Raw genomic sequence first — 17261 nt, forward strand, 5'->3', positions numbered from 1 at the left:
CAAGGTGGGCTTATGAATATCGGAGAAGCATCGCGTAAATCAGGAATATCCACCAAGATGATTCGTTATTACGAGCAAATTGGATTAATCCCTGCCTCCGAGCGTACGGAGTCAGGTTATCGTAAGTATGCTCTCAATGATGTTCATAGATTGGTTTTTATTCGTAGTGCCCGAGATCTCGGGTTCTCTCTGGAAGATATAGAAGGCTTGCTTACGTTATGGAATGACAAATCTCGCCAGAGCATTGATGTTAAACGCCTGGCTCAGGAGAACATTGCTGACTTAGAACGACGTATGGAAAGTATACGTCAAATGACTGAGAAACTACGAGTTTTAATCCGGAGTTGTGCTGGGGATGAGCGGTCAGAATGTCCTATTCTTAGGACATTAACCAATGCTTCGGGCAAAGCCCGCACCGTAAACCGAGGAGGAGCGGTACAGCGCCGCTCTGGAGATAAGCTGAGCGGCAAAATGTAGTACTTTAAATTGGCCCATAATGGTGTAAGACTACGCAGTTTTAACACCATCACATTTTTTTCATTTTAAACAAGCGCGTGGCATCACTAATGCCCCCCTAAATGGTTGGTTGGTGCGGTTAAGGAAAGATCGCTATCACTTTCATCAGCTGTCAATTTTTGGACTATGCAACATTTATCTATGCTGCGGTCAGCGCTACAAAAAGCATTCAGCTCCTTACGTTGCTCTTCTAACGCTACTAATTCTTTGATTCGATGCTGAATGTGAATTAGGTGGGCGTTGATGATTGCATCTATCGGGCCACATTCTTTACCCTGATTATTGATTGCTAACAGCAAAGCGCGAATTTCCTCATGGGTCATATCGAGAGAACGGCAGCGGCGGATGAATAGTAGTTTTTCAAGACGGGTTTTGTCGTAGTGACGATAATTATTTCCTATGTCTCGTAAAGGTGCCTGCAGTGGACCTTCTTTCTAGTAGTAACGAATCGTTTCTACCGGACAGCCTGCTTTACGCGCCAACTCACCAATTTTCATATATCCCTCGTTTGAACTTGACTCTGTAGTTAGATTAGGGTCTTCAGTAGTCAGTATAGTAAACATATTGGGCAAGTGGTCCCGCAAAAAAGTAAAACTCTAGTAGGAAGGAAGCTGCTAGTTGTATTTAAAAATTAAGCTTGGTTGTGGGAGGCAAGATTCAGAAATCAGGCGAATTGAACAAGGCGAATGGTCATTTGTATGTTCATAATGATTGCAACCATTCGCATGTTGAAAAAGACCTAAATCATGATAAGCCTACTTACAAAGGTTGTGGCCATGACCATGACCAGAAATCGCATGATCAAGATGATCATGGCCTTAGTGGAGACTGTTGCGCGGCTGCGCCTACAAAGATTAAATAATCTGGGGGGGGCGAACTGAAATCCGCATTATGCAAATGGATTGTCCTGTAGAGGAAAAACTGATTAAAAAGAAATAAGGGGATGTATATGGCAGTTATGGGTGCGTAAACCGCTGAAGGTTGCCACCCATTCCATGTGAAGCCTGCCACCCGGACCGGAGCAAGGCTGCCACCCATCGGAGCGTAGCGACGCGGGGTTTCTCTTCTTACTCCGAAGTCTCGGTGGCCGTCAACTTTGCCTGTTGTTTTCGCATGGATTCGCCCCGCAGGTTGATCTTGTAGGCGTTGTGTACGAGCCGATCCAGAATGGCGTCTGCCAGAGTGGCGTCACCGATTACGCCATGCCATTCCTCGATGGGTAATTGGCTAGTGGCAATGGTGGAGCGCCTGCCATGCCGGTCTTCCAGCACCTCCAGCAAGTCTCGCCGATTCTCGGCGCTCAGTTTCATCAGCCCCCAGTCATCCAGGATCAGCACGTCGACCTTGGCCAGATCCGTCAGGAGTTTTGAGTATTGGCCATCGCCTTTGGCAATGGTCAGCTCCCGTAGCAGTCGGGTCAGGCGGACGTACTGGGCGGTGTAACCCTCCCGGCAGGCTTTGTGTGCCAGAGCACAGGCCAGCCAGGTTTTCCCGACCCCGGTGGGACCGGTGATCAGCGCGTTCAGGTGTTCCTTCACCCACTGGCAGCTGGCTAGGCCCTGGATAAGCCCTTTATCCAGGCCGCGTGAGTTCCGGTAATCAATGTCTTCGAGGATGGCGGCGTGTCGCAGTTTGGCCCGGCGTAGCCGGCTGCTCATGCGCCGGTTGTCCCGTTCCGTCATTTCCCGGTCGACCAGCAGCCCGAGGCGCTCCTCGAAGCTCAGATCGGTGATGTCGGGGGTGGCCGACTGATCCTCCAGGGCGGCGGCCATGCCGGTCAGTTTGAGGGCGTGGAGCTTATCCAGTGTGGGATGTTTCAACATGTCAGATTCCTTCAGTGGTAGTAGGCAGGGCCGCGGATGTTGTCGTGTGTGTCAGGTAAGGCCAGTTCTTGTTGCTCTTCCAGGGGCTGCTCATCCAGGCGGTGCTTGAGGATGGATTCGATGCTCTTGTATCGGCAGCTGCCCAGCATCAGGGCGCGTTGGCAGGCGGCCTCCAGCCGCGACCCGCCGTAGCTCTGCCCCAACCGGAGAATGCCCAGACAGGACCGATAGGCCTGTTGCGGATGCTTTCTTGCCCCCAGCGCGGTACGGATAAGCTTTTCAGTTGCCGGTCCAGTCTTGGCTGCCCAGGCGGTCAGTCGCTCTGGGTTCCACTCGCCGGCTTGGCGGTGGGACTCCGGCATGTGAGCGGCGATGGTGCTATGCCGACCCTTCTGATCCGAACGCCGGTGGCTGGCGATCCGGTTGCCTCGGTGGAAGCATTCGATGGTGTTGTGGGTGATCCGGACCTCCACCTCTTTCTTGATCAGGGTGTAGGGCACCGAGTAGTAATGCCCATCGATGGCCACGTGGTAGTCGATGTGTACCCGGGCTTTTTTCCACTCGGCGTAGACATACGGCTCGGCGGGTAGCGGTTGTAGAACCGGCTGGTCCAGCTGTTTGAAGTGATCAAGCCGGCACCCGGGCAACTTGCGGAAGGGGCGGCTATTGAGCTTCTCCAACAGCTCACGGATGGTGGCGTTGAGCTGCCCCAGGGAGAAGTGCTGACGGTGGCGCAGGGCCGCCAGGATCCAGCGCTCAACGATCAATACGCCACCTTCCACCTTGGCCTTGTCACGGGGCTTGCGAACCCGTGTGGGGACAACGGCCACGCCATAATGGCTAGCCATATCCTGATAGGTCGGATTGAGATCCGGCTCGTAGCGATGGGCCTTGCTGACGCCGGAACGGAGGTTATCCGGAACCACCAGTTCCGGCACGCCGCCCAAGAACTCGAAAGTCCGGATGTGAGAGCCGATCCAGTCCGGCAGTGTCTGGCTCCAGGTGGCCTCGGCGTAGGTGTAATTGGACGCACCCATCACCGCCACAAAGACTTGCGCCTCATGGATCTCACCGGTGGTGCGATCAATGACGGGCACCGTGTGCCCAGCATAGTCCACGAACAGCTTTTCACCGGCTCGGTGGTCCTGACGCATCACCAGATCCAGCTTGCCCTGCCAGGCCCGGTAGTGCTCGCAGAACCAGCTGTACTGGTAGCCATCCGGATTGGCTTCCCGGTACTCCTGCCAGAGCAGGAACAGGGTGACGTTCTTGCCCCGGAGCTCATCGTGGATCCGCTGCCAGTCTGGAATGCCTCGGACCTGTGCCGGTAGATCCGGTGGTGGCGGGAACAGCCGTTGCTCCAGCTGGGCTTCACTCAGATCCTCTGGCAGCGGCCAGCCAAGCTCCGCCTCAGCAGCACGCCGCAGATACTCGCTCACAGTGGGGCGACTGATGCCGCAGGCTGCGGCAACCTGTCGGTTGCTAAGCCCTCGCTCCCACTTGAGGCGAAGGACTTCTTTGATTTTACGCATGGATAACCTCTTCGCTGGCATCTGGCCCTCTCCGGATGAAAAGGAGCAGAGTACCGTTAGTTATCCCGCGCCGGACGTTTTGATGGGGGAATCAGGCAGCCTGCCAGGGTGGCAGCTTTGCCGTGGAATCAGTGGCAGCTTTCGCGTGGAATGGGTGGCAGGCTTCGTCTGGAATCAGTGGCAACCTTGGTCTGGAATACGCAGTTATGGGCCTTAATTCTAGACAGTGGCCAGAAGCTGCGATGATTATGGTGCTCTTTACTATTGCTGAACTCATTGAAGCAAAATCACTCGATAGAGCTCGAAATGCAATCGGATCTCTAATGAATATTGAACGACAATTAACTTGTCCGGTCGGCGACAACTATGTTGGCCGGTTGATCTGATACCGTCCGTCACGGATTCCATTAGGAGATAACCGTGTCGGGCAAACCCATCACAGATCAACAAATCAGGTTATATGTGAATGAACGTAAACAAGGTCAAACCCAGCTTGCCGCTTCGGCAAAGTCTGGTTTATCAGAGCGATCAGGTCGCCGCATAGACAGCGGTGAACTGAACACAGAACCAACCCCCAAGCGTCAATGGCGCACTCGCAAAGACCCGCTTGCTGAGGTCTGGTCATCGGTGCTGGTACCACTACTCGAAGCGAACCCTGAACTATTGCCGCTCACGTTGTTTGAATACCTTCACGACAACTACCCCAATCAGTATGACAACACCGTACTGCGCACGTTGCAGCGACGTGTCAAAGCATGGAAGGTCAAACATGGCCCCGCAAAGGAAGTCATGTTCCGCCAAACTAAAGTGCCTGGGCGTTTGGGTTTATCGGACTTCACGCTCTTGAAAGGGGTTACGATTACAATACTTGGGCAGGTATTTTGCCATTTGCTATACCACTATCGCCTTGCCTTTAGCGGCTGGACGTACGCCAAAGTCATTTGCGGTGGTGAAAGCTATACCGCCTTGTCTACAGGGCTTCAGAATGCCTTATGGCGCAGTGGTGGCGCACCCCTTGAACACCGCACCGACAGCTTGAGTGCCGCCTTTAACAATCTGGCCGAGAAGGAACAGCTTACCGTTCGGTACGACGCCTTATGCCACCACTATCAACTCAAAGGCAGTCGTAACAACCCCGGCAAGAGCCATGAGAACGGTACAATAGAAGCGGCACACGGGCATTTAAAGCGACGTATGACTCAGGCCTTGCTGCTGCGAGGCGATACTGATTTTACGTCCCTTGAGGCCTATCAAGCCTTCGTGGATGGTATTGTCACCAAGATTAACCAGCAATGCCGCACCCGCTTTGAACAAGAGCGGCCGTTATTGCAGACACTGCCAAAACGGCGCACTCATGATTATGCGGAGCACAGTGTTCTGATTAGCAGCAGTAGCAGCTTTGACCTCAAACGGGTGACCTATACCGTACCGTCTCGCTTTATCGGCGAGCGGCTGTATGTTCAGCTGTATGACGAGCGCTTGGATCTGTTCAGTGGGCATGAGCAGATACTCAGCTTACCGCGTGTTTATGCCACCACAACCCAGCGCGGACGCAGTGTCGATTATCGCCATGTTATCGACTCCTTGGTTAAAAAGCCGGGGGCCTTCCGTTACTCGCAGCTGCGCGATGACTTATTACCCACCCCGGACTACCACCGTATCTGGCAGTATGTTGACGGCACACTGAATCCCCATGATGCCTGCCGTTACATCGTGCGCCTGCTGCACTTGGCCGCGACAGCTCAGTGCCAAGATAGCCTTGGTCGTTACGTACTCAAAAGCATTGAGGGGGGTGAATTACCCAGCAACTTACAGTGCAATAAGCGCTTTAGTACAGACACGGCCGTGATTCCACTCATTACGGCAAAGCAGCACCTGCTGGCTGATTACGATCAGCTGTTATGTGTGGAGGTGCAACATGGCTGATCTTGCCTCCCTCCCGATTCTCTTGAAGGAATTAAAGTTAAGTAGCTTCGCCCAGCACTGGGAAGGCCTTGCACAAAAGGCGCTGGATGAACAATGGTTACCGCAAACCTACCTTGCGGCTTTGTGTGAACACGAAGTGGGTGAGCGTCATCACAAGCGTTTACAACGCTATACCCGCGAAGCACAACTGCCACCGGGTAAGCCGTTGAGCCAATTTGATTTTAGTGTGGTAGAGGGGATTAATAAAAATCAGCTTATTGCCCTGGCGGATCAACAGCAGTGGGTTAATCAAGCCGAGAACGTGTTGTTGTTTGGTGCCAGTGGTGTGGGTAAAACCCATCTTGCCTGTGGTATTGGCTATGCCTTGTTGGCGCAAGGGGTGCGAGTAAAGTTCACTAGCGCTACCCATCTTGCTCAAAGCCTTCAGCAAGCAAAAGCGGCGTTGGTATTGACTGACGTGCTGGCTCGCATGGACAAATATACGGTGCTCATCATTGATGATATTGGCTACGTCAAAAAAAGCAGCCAAGAAACACAGGTATTGTTTGAATTGATTGCGCACCGCTATGAAACGGGCAGTTTGATTATCACCTCAAATCAGCCTTTTAGTGGGTGGGATCAGATCTTCGACGACAACATGATGACGGTGGCGGCGATTGATCGGTTAGTGCATCACGCCACTATTTTAGAGATAGGTGGCGAAAGCTACCGTAAAAAGGCGTCAATGATGAGAAAGGAGATGATCTGATCCGCTAACTCTGGACACTTAACTAAGCACTGTGTTTCAGTTCAAAATTCTCAGGGCTTAAATAGCCAAGTGAACTATGCCTTCTGGTTTTGTTGTAATCAACTTCTATGTATTCAAAAACGGTCTGTCGCATGGTTTCCCGGTCCATGATTGGCTCGTACTGAATCGCCTCAACCTTCAGTGAATGGAAGAAGCTCTCTGCACAGGCATTGTCCCAGCAGCAGGCTTTGCGGCTCATACTTTGGGTAAGTTGATGTTTTTCAATCAGATTTCGATAGGCATGTGAACAATATTGGCTACCGCGGTCGCTGTGAACAATTACATTTTTCGGGAACCCACGGCGGAACAATGCCATAGTCAGTGCATCACAAGCCAACTGAGCCGTCATACGATTATTCATTGACCAGCCAATCACAGCTCGCGAGTACAAATCAATAATCACCGCCAGATACAGCCAGCCTTCGCTTGTCATCAGATACGTGATATCACCGACCCATTTTTGGTTCGGGCCAGTGGTATCGAAGTTCTGCTCCAATAGGTTTGGCGCTACCGGAAGCTGGTGATCGCTATCGGTTGTGGTTTTGAATTTACGCGCAGCTTTAGCCACTAAATTCTGCCTTGTCATGCTGTTCATAATGGTTTTCAGATCAGCGCATTCCCCATCCTCCGCGAGGTCGGCTTGAATACGCCGAGCGCCTGAGCGCTCTTTGCTCTGGACAAAAAAAGCTTTGATTTGCTCATCACGGCTGTGCTGTTTGAGCAAGCGCGCACTCGGTTCTTTGCTTGATTTTCGCCAGGCATAATACCCACTTCGCGTCACGCCAAGCACCGCCGCCATTGGTTTTAGGCGGAACTGGTGCTGGTGTTCGAGCATAAATTCGAATCGGTTTACTTTTGATTCTTCGCGAAGTAGGTGGCCGCCTTTTTTAGGATGGCTAAATCCTCGGCTTGGTCAGCTAACTGGCGTTTTAACTTGGCAACTTCAGCAGCAAGTTCTGCTTCGCGTTGGCTGGTTGTCGATTTCTTTTCAATGGCAGAGCGCCAGTTATAAAGTTGTGATTCGTAGATTTTGAGTTGCCTAGCCGCTTCAGCAACACCGACACGTTCGGCTAGTTTAAGGGCTTCTGCTTTAAATTCAGCAGTGTGAGTCTTGCGGGTCTTTTGGGTTGTCATATTCACCTCGTTAAGTCATTTTACTCACTTAGCGTGGTGTCCAAAAGTATTGGATCAGATCAGAGATGCCTATCGCTAACGACAATTAAACATCGTCAACCGGACAAGTTAATTGACGCGAACCGGACAAGGTAGTTGACGTTCAATAAATGAATTTGACTCTCAAAACTGCAATGGTCCAACTATCAGTATGAACGATGACACCTTGAGGCTGCCCTCGCCAGAACAGCGCCATGGTCAGCACATCGCATATGATGATGATTTGGTTAAAGCAATGGTTCAATGGGTAGATAATTTTTTGAACACTAGATGATCAGTGGAGTCAGATGAATTAAGTCGGCATTTATTTTTGAACTTTAAGAATTATTTATTATTAAACCATGTGGGAAATCTAAACGATCAAGATTTTAATATCATACAAAAAATCTATCGACTTCTCTTGACCTTCCGGTTAGGGGAAGGTTTAACCTGAAGTTAGGTGGGGGCTGGTGAGATTTTTGGGAACAGGTTAATGGTTACTTGGTTCAATGGATTAGGAAATTTCCTTCAATAAATGTTACCCGAAACTATGTTACTTAAAGCTAACTACAGTATTAGTAAAAATCATTTGGGAGGTGAAGATGAACATTGGTGATGCAGCCCGCTTATCGGGAGTTTCGGCGAAAATGATTCGTTACTATGAGGAGGTTGGGCTAATACCATCAGTCTCCAGAACAGAGGCTGGTTATCGGATCTACAAAGATGCCGATGTTTATAAGTTACATTTTATACGTCGATGTCGAGATCTCGGTTTTTCTCTGTCACAGGCAGGAGAGTTACTTTCTCTTTGGGGAAATCATTCGCGTCAGAGTGCAGATGTTAAAAGTATAGTTGAATCTCATATTAATGATTTAACCTTAAAAATTGAAGAATTTCAACGTATGGCATCAATTCTTACCACACTCTCTGCTTGCTGCGCGGGAAATGAAAAACCCGACTGCCCAATACTGAAGGCTCTCTACCTCGCGGATACTTCCCATCTGCAGGACATAGAAAGCTGCCCTTAAACTTTCGACTCCCTTCAATGTTATTAGGTGATCGCCATGGGTGGGAATACGCAGTTTAGCTCGAAAGCTAGACCTTTGTCGTCAGGATGAGGTCGCATGCGGCCTGATTTTTAATTTATTAAAATTCATATGATTAAAGTCAACTTTATTTAATCAGTGCTAACAAGTAAGTTTGTGAGTGATTGGAAGCTGCTGTGGTCAAAAGTCGAAAAGAAAAAAGTACCGAAGCGAACTCCAAGTGTTTATTGGGTTTGTATAAGTCTCGGAAAATTAGTGGGTTGGTTTGATTCAAAAAGGACGGGACGAGTCGGCAGGGAGCGGTTATGGGAAGGATAGTTTTACCACAAACCATCCTTGAAGGTTACCTGTTAGCCAAGTCTCTTGATCAATGAGATGTGATCAAGAGACAGGCACCTTGGTCAGGGCGCACTCGATTCGGACGATGCAGCTCGTGCAGGTCATGCCCTCGATGGGCAGGCTGATCGCTGCTACGGTGGCACGACCAGCACTTGTTAATGGCATGCTCAAGGTGTCTTCTCAAAATTGAAATTAGACATACAGGGTACTTGAGGGTTACTATGTTGTAAGGTTAAGCCCTATTTTGAGCGCTGCTGGTTTGGACGATTTCGCTGCGCATAGACGCGGCGCGCCTTGGCTCGCAGGCTGTCTCCTGATCTTTGTCGGCGAGTGCGATCAAATTATCGCAGCCTCGTTAATTCTGAACGGCATGAGTAGCTGTTCGAGAGTTGGAATTTTTGAGAAATGACTTTACGCAAACAAGTTAACGCGCCCCGCGGTGCAAGCGACGATCTGGCTTCTTTGTCACAGAATGACGTTACGATCCTGGCCGAGACCTTCCGCCTACTGGGCGACCCGTCTCGGTTGAGAATAATGCTGTGCTGCATGAAGGGTTCCTCCTCGGTTGGGGACATCGCGGAATCCCTCGAGCTTTCGCAGTCGCTGGTCAGTCACCACCTGCGGCTGCTGCGTGGAGCCCGCCTTGTGAAGGGGGTGCGCCAGGCCAAGCAAATTTTCTATGAGGTGGACGACAAGCATGTGAACCAAGTGCTGCTGGACATGTCCACTCACATCGTCGAAGAGCACAACGACGATTAGCCGCGGGCGAAGCGCTCGTTGCGATGCGGATTGCGATCTATTACAAGCTGGGGCCGTATGACCGCCCGCGGCTACACTCAATGAGATGAATGCGGGTCCAATTCTGATCAATCAGAAGTTCAGCGCGCTTATCGACCGCAAGTGAGGCCTTATTGAATGCCATCGCGATGACCGCCTCAGCCACAAGTTCGCTGATCTGCGGGCCGACTACATGTACGCCGAGGATTTCGTCTGTCGTAGGATTTGCGATCACCTTGACGAGACCCGCTGTCTCGCTCAATGCACGCGCGCGACCGTTAGCCATGAACGGAAATGTACAGCTACGATATGCTGCGCCCGCGTATTTGAGCTGCTGCTCGGTGCGACCTACCCAGGCGATTTCCGGGCTGGTGTAGATGACGTTGGGGATCGTGTTGAAATCGACATGACCGCGATGGCCTGCAATGCGCTCGACCACAGCGACACCTTCTGCGCTCGACCACAGCGACACCTTCTTCCTCTGCCATGTGCGCTAGCATCAGGCCGCGCACCACATCGGCGATGGCCCAGATACTGGGCACGCTGGTGCGCCATTCGCCGTTCACCACGACGGCTCCGCGCCCATCCAGTTCAAGGCCGACGGCGGCCCGAGTCATAAACGCCAGACCGTTTAAGAACTGCACCTTGTTTTTTCGGAACAGATAGAGTTTGCCTTCGTTGCTCGACTTCACGACCTGATTCTTGCGCTCCAGCATCACAGCCACGTCCATGCGTAGCTCGCCCGTGGACATGATGCCGAGCGCGCCGAAGTGGTGCTTGGCTTGGTCTAAGTTTTTGGACGACTGCAGCAGCGCCTTTGACGGGATGCACCCGATGTTGTTGCATGTACCGTCTTGGGTAGGCTTGCCTTCCTTGGTTTTCCAGGCATCGACGCAGGCGACATTCATGCCTAACTGCTCGGCGCGAATCGCTGCGATGTCGCCACCAGGCCCGGCGCCAATGACGATGACGATGACGATGACGTCGAAGTTCGTGTCCATGATTGAAATCTCCTAGATGTTTTCAGGCGCTTTCCTGCGTGGTGCTCGCGCTGCGGTTTTGGCCAGCCAGCGCCCCGTCCGATCTGGCTCACGACCATCCGAACCTTCCGGCGGGTCATCCTCTATCTGCGTCAGCACTTGGATCTGGGCCAACATCATCACGACCTGATTGTGGACGACCTGCACAGGGTGTGGCCAAGAGGATAGGCGTACTAAATAGCCGCATCGCCGCCACTCATCTTTCGCAGTCCTTAGTATGGTTTGCTAAAAATACATTGCATAAACATATGTTCATGTATTATATTTTACGTACAGTCAACCACCTAATTTCTGCGCGAGGCCCTGATGTCCCAATCGCACGATGAACATGGTCACGACCATGACCACACTCCAAAAGTGACCGGCGCTAACGAACGCAAGGTCTTGCTGTCCTTCTTCCTGATCTTCGGCTTCATGATCGTGGAGGCTGTCGGCGGCGTGCTGTCGGGCTCGCTGGCCCTTCTGGCCGATGCGGGCCACATGCTGACCGATGCAGCAGCGCTGGCTCTGGCATACGCGGCATTCCGGTTCGGGCGCCGACCAGCTGACAGCAAGCGCACCTTTGGCTACCTTCGGTTCGAGGTCATCGCCGGCTTCCTGAACGCTGTGACGCTCTTTGTGATCGTGGCATGGATCGCCTATGAAGCATGGGAGCGACTGCAAGCTCCGCCCGCCATCCTTGCCGGCCCGATGATGATCGTCGCCGTGCTTGGATTGTTGGTAAACGTTCTGGTGTTGTGGATCATGACCCGCGGAGAGACCGATCACGTCAACGTGAAGGGGGCCATCCTGCACGTGATGGGCGACCTGCTGGGCTCGGTCGGTGCCATCGTCGCTGCAGTGGTCATCTATCTCATTGGTTGGACGCCAATTGACCCCATCCTGTCGGTGCTGGTGGCAGCCCTGATCCTGCGCAGCGCCTGGAAGCTCCTGGCGAAATCGATCCACATTTTGCTCGAAGGTGCGCCCGAGGACGCTTCTCCGGAGCAGGTGGAACAAGGCCTGATGGGCGCGGTGCCTGGCTTGGCGGCCGTCAGTCATGTGCATGTATGGCAGCTTACCTCTGGTCGCACGATGGCCACGCTGCACGTTCGCCCTAGTGTGGCTGAGGAAGCGCGCACCGTGGTCAAGTGCGTAGAGGTGGTGCTTCGAGAGCAATTTGGCATCGAGCACGTGACGGTCGGGATCGAATGGAACTCTCCTGGTGAAAAGAACCTTTGCAGCTTGCAGCCGACAGGTGGGCCGCAAGGGCACACCCCACATGAGCATGACACTAGCCACAGCCATGAAAAGGGTCATAAGCACGACCATTCCGTCCCGGGTCATCAACACTGATGCTGCAGCCAGCGTAGTGCTGGCAGCTCAGGGACAAGAAATCCATGACTTCTCGAAAACACGCCAATGGCGACAATGCTCAGAATTGCGCCACCAATGCTCAGCGTTCGGCCCCAGAGCTCTTGGCGCTCTCTCATAGTGACGTCGCTGTTCTCGCTGAGACTTTTCTCCTGTTAGGAGATCAATCGCGCCTGAAGATCCTGCTACAGTGCATGCGCGGATCAGTCGCGGTGGGCGACATCGCAGAAACGCTCGATCTATCCCAATTCTTGGTCAGTCATCATCTGCGGCTCCTGCGTGGAGCTCGACTTGTGCGTGGATAACGTCAGGCGAAACATATCTTCTACGGCATCGCGGATGAGCACATCAGTCAAGTGTTTCAGGACATGGTCTGTCACTTCTCTGAGGAATGATTGCGAATTGCGTCGAACGCAAAGATGCCTACTTTTTGCTGGGCATTTTCGCGATTGCGCAAGAGAGGTGCCAGCCCGTCAGCAACTGTAATGCGCCATCCCAGTCCTGAGTAAGCGCGACTTCGCCCATGCGTGATGTTTGGGTGACGGTTGTATGAATCTGACCGCACTCAATCCCCTGGGCCTCATCAGCCGACGCCAGCTTTCACTCCCCCCCATCGTGAGCGTAGAAATTAACCATGCTAACTTCATGAATTAAATAATTGAACATATCTTCATATGTGTGCTAAAATTCAATCTGCATTTTGAAAATGTGTCGAAACTGTAAGCACGTGCGCCGCACGCCGCACGCCACAACCACAGACGATCGTAAACAGAAGGACAACAGCCTTCTTTTTTAATGATTAACACATGGATGTATGTTCATGTGTTTGTTATATTTAAGCAGTATGTGCGGCGTGCGGCGAACCTAACTTGCAAAGTGTTCAGAGAACTTGGAGGTAGATATGACAAGGGAAATAACGGAGTACCAGGACAAGGCTAGGGAGCAGCTGAGCTTCCGTGTGGAGGGCATGGATTGCGCGAGCTGCGTCGGCAAAATCGAGAAGGCCCTTTCCCGAATGGATGGGCTGACGGACGTGCAAGTCAATTTTTCTAGTGAAACGCTGACGTTGACTCGCAATCTGAAAAGCCGCTTCACTGCTCGCGATGTAGCTAAGAAAATCAAAACTTTGGGGTTCGGTGTGGAAGAACTGCCAGTGTCGTCGCTCTCGATTGCGGCCGTATCGCGCCAATCGGTCCATGCACATGACCACAGCGAAGATCACAAGGATGGTCACGCTTGCGGCGGTGATCATGGGCACGGCCACACGCAAAAGACAAACGGCGGGCATGAACACGGCTCCTGCAGTGGACATGATCACACCTCACACGCTCGCCGCGAGCCCCCTGGTAACCCACCCAACGTTTCGATGCACGTGGAAGGCATGGACTGCGCGAGCTGCGTTGGCAAGATTGAAACGGCTCTTGCTCGCATGGCGGGCGTATCAGATGCCCGCATCAACTTCACGGCAGAAACGCTTGAGCTGACGCTCGCGTCTGGAAGTCCTACACATATTGGCGACATCGAGAAGACCATCAAAAGCCTGGGTTTCGGCGTCTCCGACGTGCGCCGCCTTGATGGATCCTCGCCTGCCGCGCCTGCCCGCGTGCCCTCAGCTATCACTCAACGCTGGTGGCAGACGAAGAAGGGTAAGCATGTGCAGGGCCTAGCAGCTCTCATGGGCTCGGCCTATGCAGTTGCTCAATTTATCCCCGGCTATGCGGAATGGATCTTCGCCGCTGCCGTGATCGCTGGCGTACTCCCGTTCGCGCGCAAAGCCTTCGCGCTGGCCATATCTGGCTCCCCGTTCTCCATCGAAACACTGATGGTTGTCGCCTCGCTGGGCGCGCTCGTGATTGGCGAGGCCGAGGAGGCCGCTGCTGTGGTGTTCCTGTTCGCGGTCGGCGAGCTGCTTGAAAGTGTGGCCGCTGGCCGCGCCCGCGCCGGCATTAAAGCGCTGGCTTCTCTGGTGCCTAAAACTGCTGTCTTGCTCGACGCCAATGGTGGGCAGCGCGAAGTGCCCGCTGCCTCCCTGAGCGTGAACGACCGGGTTTTGGTGCGCCCGGGTGATCGAGTGCCCGCTGACGGCAAGATCTTCCGCGGCGAAAGCAGTCTCGATGAATCTCCGATCACAGGGGAGTCCGTGCCGCGTCAAAAGGCCGGTGGCGATGACGTATTTGCCGGCTCGATCAACGTCGACGGTGTGCTTGAAGTTCTGGTTGAGAAGGCTGCATCGGACAACACCATCTCGCGCATCATCCAGCTCGTCGAGCAAGCTCAATCCTCCAAGGCGCCGACGGCACGCTTCATCGAAAAGTTCAGCCGTTACTACACCCCGGCCGTGATGGCCATCGCGGCGCTGATCGTCGTGGTTCCCCCGCTTACCATGGGTGGTGATTGGGGCACTTGGCTGTACCGTGGTCTTGCTTTGCTGCTAATCGCGTGCCCGTGCGCCTTGGTTTTGTCAACGCCGGCGGCCATTGCCTCGGGACTGGCTGTTGCTACTCGCCGAGGTTTGCTGATTAAAGGTGGCAACGCCTTGGAAACCATTGGTCGCGTTCGCACAGTCGCCTTCGATAAGACTGGCACGCTGACAGAGGGCAAGCCGCGCATCACTGAAGTCGTGCCTTTCGGGCAATCCAAGCAGCAACAGGTACTGGCGCTCGCCGCCGCCGTCGAGTCTGGATCGAATCACCCGTTGGCGAAGGCAATCGTTGCCCACGCCAAGAGCCTCGATGTGGAGGTTCCACAAGCCACCGAAGCATTCGCTATCCCGGGCAAGGCAGTTCGCGCTACCGTGAACGGCAGCAAGCTAGCCGTGGGATCGCCCGTCCATGCAGGGCAGATGGCCACGCTGACCCTCGCGCACCAGCAGGAAATCGCCAAGCTGGAAGATGGTGGCAAGACGGTGGTGGTTCTGTTCGACGAAGCAAGCAAGAATGTCATGGGCCTGTTGGCCTTGCGTGACGAACCTCGCCGTGACGCCCGCGAAGGCGTGGCCCAGCTCAAGGCGATGGGTGTGCGCTCGGTCATGCTCACCGGTGACAATCGGAGAACTGCGCAGGCCATCGCCGGCAAGCTGGATATCGAGTGGGAGAGTGAGTTGCTTCCGCAAGACAAGTTGCGCCTGGTCAACGACTTGAAGCGCGACGCGAAGGTGGCGATGGTCGGCGACGGCATCAACGACGCGCCGGCCTTGGCGACCGCCGATGTAGGGATCGCCATGGGCGGCGGCACCGACGTGGCCCTAGAGACCGCAGACGCTGCTCTGCTCAAGAGCCGCGTCACGGACGTTGCGCACCTGGTGGCGCTGTCCCGCGCGACGATGGCCAACATCCACCAGAACGTAGTGTTCGCCATTGGCCTCAAGGGCCTGTTCCTAGTCACCAGTGTGCTGGGTATCACTGGCCTTTGGGTTGCTGTGCTGGCCGACACCGGTGCCACCGCTTTGGTCACGCTCAATGCGCTGCGCCTACTCCGCTTTAAGGGTGCCCAAGAGCCAGCCGATGGCCAGAACGGAGGTCATCAAAGCTCTGTGTCCGTACAGGATGCCCATTGAGGTATTGCAGAGGGCTTGAACTGCCGTTGTTGCGGCGCCAAGCCCTTCCATATCTTCATCTGTAAATCGATCTCCGAAAACATCGATGTTAGGCGATAAACGAATGCCTTTAGAACAACGAGTTTAAATAGATGGGATGATCGGACGTGGATAATGGGCTCAGATGCGTCCCTTTCGGCCGTAACTGCATCTCATGCGTTCACCGGGAGGCCGGAAGGTTCCTGATCTGATCCGCTAACTCTGGACACTTAACTAAGCACTGTGTTTCAGTTCAAAATTCTCAGGGCTTAAATAGCCAAGTGAACTATGCCTTCTGGTTTTGTTGTAATCAACTTCTATGTATTCAAAAACGGTCTGTCGCATGGTTTCCCGGTCCATGATTGGCTCGTACTGAATCGCCTCAACCTTCAGTGAATGGAAGAAGCTCTCTGCACAGGCATTGTCCCAGCAGCAGGCTTTGCGGCTCATACTTTGGGTAAGTTGATGTTTTTCAATCAGATTTCGATAGGCATGTGAACAATATTGGCTACCGCGGTCGCTGTGAACAATTACATTTTTCGGGAACCCACGGCGGAACAATGCCATAGTCAGTGCATCACAAGCCAACTGAGCCGTCATACGATTATTCATTGACCAGCCAATCACAGCTCGCGAGTACAAATCAATAATCACCGCCAGATACAGCCAGCCTTCGCTTGTCATCAGATACGTGATATCACCGACCCATTTTTGGTTCGGGCCAGTGGTATCGAAGTTCTGCTCCAATAGGTTTGGCGCTACCGGAAGCTGGTGATCGCTATCGGTTGTGGTTTTGAATTTACGCGCAGCTTTAGCCACTAAATTCTGCCTTGTCATGCTGTTCATAATGGTTTTCAGATCAGCGCATTCCCCATCCTCCGCGAGGTCGGCTTGAATACGCCGAGCGCCTGAGCGCTCTTTGCTCTGGACAAAAAAAGCTTTGATTTGCTCATCACGGCTGTGCTGTTTGAGCAAGCGCGCACTCGGTTCTTTGCTTGATTTTCGCCAGGCATAATACCCACTTCGCGTCACGCCAAGCACCGCCGCCATTGGTTTTAGGCGGAACTGGTGCTGGTGTTCGAGCATAAATTCGAATCGGTTTACTTTTGATTCTTCGCGAAGTAGGTGGCCGCCTTTTTTAGGATGGCTAAATCCTCGGCTTGGTCAGCTAACTGGCGTTTTAACTTGGCAACTTCAGCAGCAAGTTCTGCTTCGCGTTGGCTGGTTGTCGATTTCTTTTCAATGGCAGAGCGCCAGTTATAAAGTTGTGATTCGTAGATTTTGAGTTGCCTAGCCGCTTCAGCAACACCGACACGTTCGGCTAGTTTAAGGGCTTCTGCTTTAAATTCAGCAGTGTGAGTCTTGCGGGTCTTTTGGGTTGTCATATTCACCTCGT

At 53.1% G+C, this 17261-nt stretch carries 13 protein-coding genes and 3 pseudogenes; 9 read left to right on the forward strand and 7 right to left on the reverse strand.

Translation table 11 applies throughout. From position 1 onward, the window contains the following. The first annotated feature begins 12 nt into the window (after positions 1 to 12). Positions 13 to 477: a Cu(I)-responsive transcriptional regulator gene (gene cueR / locus SPUTW3181_RS05750; protein ID WP_011788480.1), complete on the forward strand. Its 465-nt coding sequence runs from the start codon at positions 13 to 15 to the stop codon at positions 475 to 477. 86 nt (positions 478 to 563) lie between these two features. On the opposite strand, the pseudogene SPUTW3181_RS05755 reads toward cueR (SPUTW3181_RS05750), so the two are convergent. The 3 genes and pseudogenes from SPUTW3181_RS05755 to istA (SPUTW3181_RS05770) all read right to left on the reverse strand — a co-directional run bounded on the left by SPUTW3181_RS05755 (position 564) and on the right by istA (SPUTW3181_RS05770) (position 3892). Next, positions 564 to 1079, reverse strand: a pseudogene (locus tag SPUTW3181_RS05755) (Cd(II)/Pb(II)-responsive transcriptional regulator). Between the two features lie 504 nt (positions 1080 to 1583). Beyond that, a complete protein-coding gene (gene istB, locus SPUTW3181_RS05765) occupies positions 1584 to 2339 on the reverse strand; it encodes an IS21-like element ISSpu5 family helper ATPase IstB (RefSeq protein WP_011788481.1) in 756 nt (251 codons plus the stop codon). A gap of 11 nt (positions 2340 to 2350) precedes the next feature. Next, the gene (gene istA / locus SPUTW3181_RS05770) at positions 2351 to 3892 is read right to left on the reverse strand and encodes an IS21-like element ISSpu5 family transposase (protein WP_011788482.1); all 1542 of its coding nucleotides are present in this window, start codon (positions 3890 to 3892) and stop codon (positions 2351 to 2353) included. A gap of 399 nt (positions 3893 to 4291) precedes the next feature. On the opposite strand from istA (SPUTW3181_RS05770), the gene istA (SPUTW3181_RS05780) reads away from it, so the two are divergent. Together istA (SPUTW3181_RS05780) and istB (SPUTW3181_RS05785) are read left to right on the forward strand one after the other, a co-directional pair. Next, a complete protein-coding gene (gene istA, locus SPUTW3181_RS05780; protein WP_011788484.1) occupies positions 4292 to 5797 on the forward strand; it encodes an IS21-like element ISSpu15 family transposase in 1506 nt (501 codons plus the stop codon). Continuing rightward, on the forward strand, positions 5790 to 6545 hold the full coding sequence (gene istB, locus SPUTW3181_RS05785) for an IS21-like element ISSpu15 family helper ATPase IstB (RefSeq protein ID WP_011788485.1): 756 nt from the start codon (positions 5790 to 5792) through the stop codon (positions 6543 to 6545). The genes istA (SPUTW3181_RS05780) and istB (SPUTW3181_RS05785) overlap by 8 nt, the downstream gene beginning before the upstream one ends. Before the next feature lie 22 nt (positions 6546 to 6567). Here the strand turns inward: istB (SPUTW3181_RS05785) and SPUTW3181_RS05790 are convergent. Continuing rightward, positions 6568 to 7718 (reverse strand): IS3-like element ISShes1 family transposase gene (locus SPUTW3181_RS05790; protein WP_086022277.1). Its coding sequence is split into 2 segments (ribosomal slippage): positions 6568 to 7475 and positions 7475 to 7718, totalling 1152 coding nucleotides; the frame shifts between segments, so codons are not numbered across the junction. A gap of 620 nt (positions 7719 to 8338) precedes the next feature. On the opposite strand from SPUTW3181_RS05790, the gene cueR (SPUTW3181_RS05800) reads away from it, so the two are divergent. The 3 genes and pseudogenes from cueR (SPUTW3181_RS05800) (at position 8339) to SPUTW3181_RS05805 (ending at position 9880) form a co-directional block, all read left to right on the forward strand. Further along, positions 8339 to 8764: a Cu(I)-responsive transcriptional regulator gene (gene cueR, locus SPUTW3181_RS05800; RefSeq protein ID WP_011788488.1), complete on the forward strand. Its 426-nt coding sequence runs from the start codon at positions 8339 to 8341 to the stop codon at positions 8762 to 8764. Between the two features lie 183 nt (positions 8765 to 8947). Further along, positions 8948 to 9156: pseudogene (locus SPUTW3181_RS21840) on the forward strand (IS4 family transposase); the annotation flags it as partial. 370 nt (positions 9157 to 9526) lie between these two features. Beyond that, a complete protein-coding gene (locus tag SPUTW3181_RS05805; RefSeq protein WP_011788489.1) occupies positions 9527 to 9880 on the forward strand; it encodes an ArsR/SmtB family transcription factor in 354 nt (117 codons plus the stop codon). 40 nt (positions 9881 to 9920) lie between these two features. On the opposite strand, the gene SPUTW3181_RS22100 is transcribed toward SPUTW3181_RS05805, so the two are convergent. Next, complete coding sequence (locus SPUTW3181_RS22100) at positions 9921 to 10289, reverse strand: hypothetical protein (protein WP_223420022.1); 369 nt, start codon at positions 10287 to 10289, stop codon at positions 9921 to 9923. Next, on the reverse strand, positions 10201 to 10899 hold the full coding sequence (locus tag SPUTW3181_RS21540; RefSeq protein ID WP_015066563.1) for an FAD-dependent oxidoreductase: 699 nt from the start codon (positions 10897 to 10899) through the stop codon (positions 10201 to 10203). Before SPUTW3181_RS21540 ends, SPUTW3181_RS22100 begins: the two co-directional genes overlap by 89 nt. Before the next feature lie 345 nt (positions 10900 to 11244). Here SPUTW3181_RS21540 and SPUTW3181_RS05815 point away from each other — a divergent pair, with 345 nt between their 5' ends. From SPUTW3181_RS05815 to SPUTW3181_RS05825, 3 genes and pseudogenes are all read left to right on the forward strand, one after another. Next, entirely contained in the window at positions 11245 to 12273 is a 1029-nt protein-coding gene (locus SPUTW3181_RS05815) for a cation diffusion facilitator family transporter (protein WP_011788490.1), read from the forward strand. A 44-nt stretch (positions 12274 to 12317) separates the two neighbouring features. Continuing rightward, positions 12318 to 12686, forward strand: a pseudogene (locus SPUTW3181_RS05820) (ArsR/SmtB family transcription factor). 506 nt (positions 12687 to 13192) lie between these two features. Further along, positions 13193 to 15847, forward strand: coding sequence for a heavy metal translocating P-type ATPase (locus tag SPUTW3181_RS05825; RefSeq protein WP_011788492.1), 2655 nt, complete (start codon positions 13193 to 13195; stop codon positions 15845 to 15847). A 252-nt stretch (positions 15848 to 16099) separates the two neighbouring features. Here SPUTW3181_RS05825 and SPUTW3181_RS05830 read toward each other — a convergent pair. Next, a protein-coding gene (locus tag SPUTW3181_RS05830; RefSeq protein WP_086022277.1) for an IS3-like element ISShes1 family transposase occupies positions 16100 to 17250 on the reverse strand; the annotation gives its coding sequence in 2 pieces (ribosomal slippage) (positions 16100 to 17007 and positions 17007 to 17250; 1152 coding nt in all). Positions 17251 to 17261 lie beyond the last annotated feature (11 nt).

It is taken from the genome of Shewanella sp. W3-18-1 (assembly GCF_000015185.1).
In the GTDB taxonomy this organism is placed as follows: Bacteria; Pseudomonadota; Gammaproteobacteria; order Enterobacterales; family Shewanellaceae; genus Shewanella; species Shewanella putrefaciens.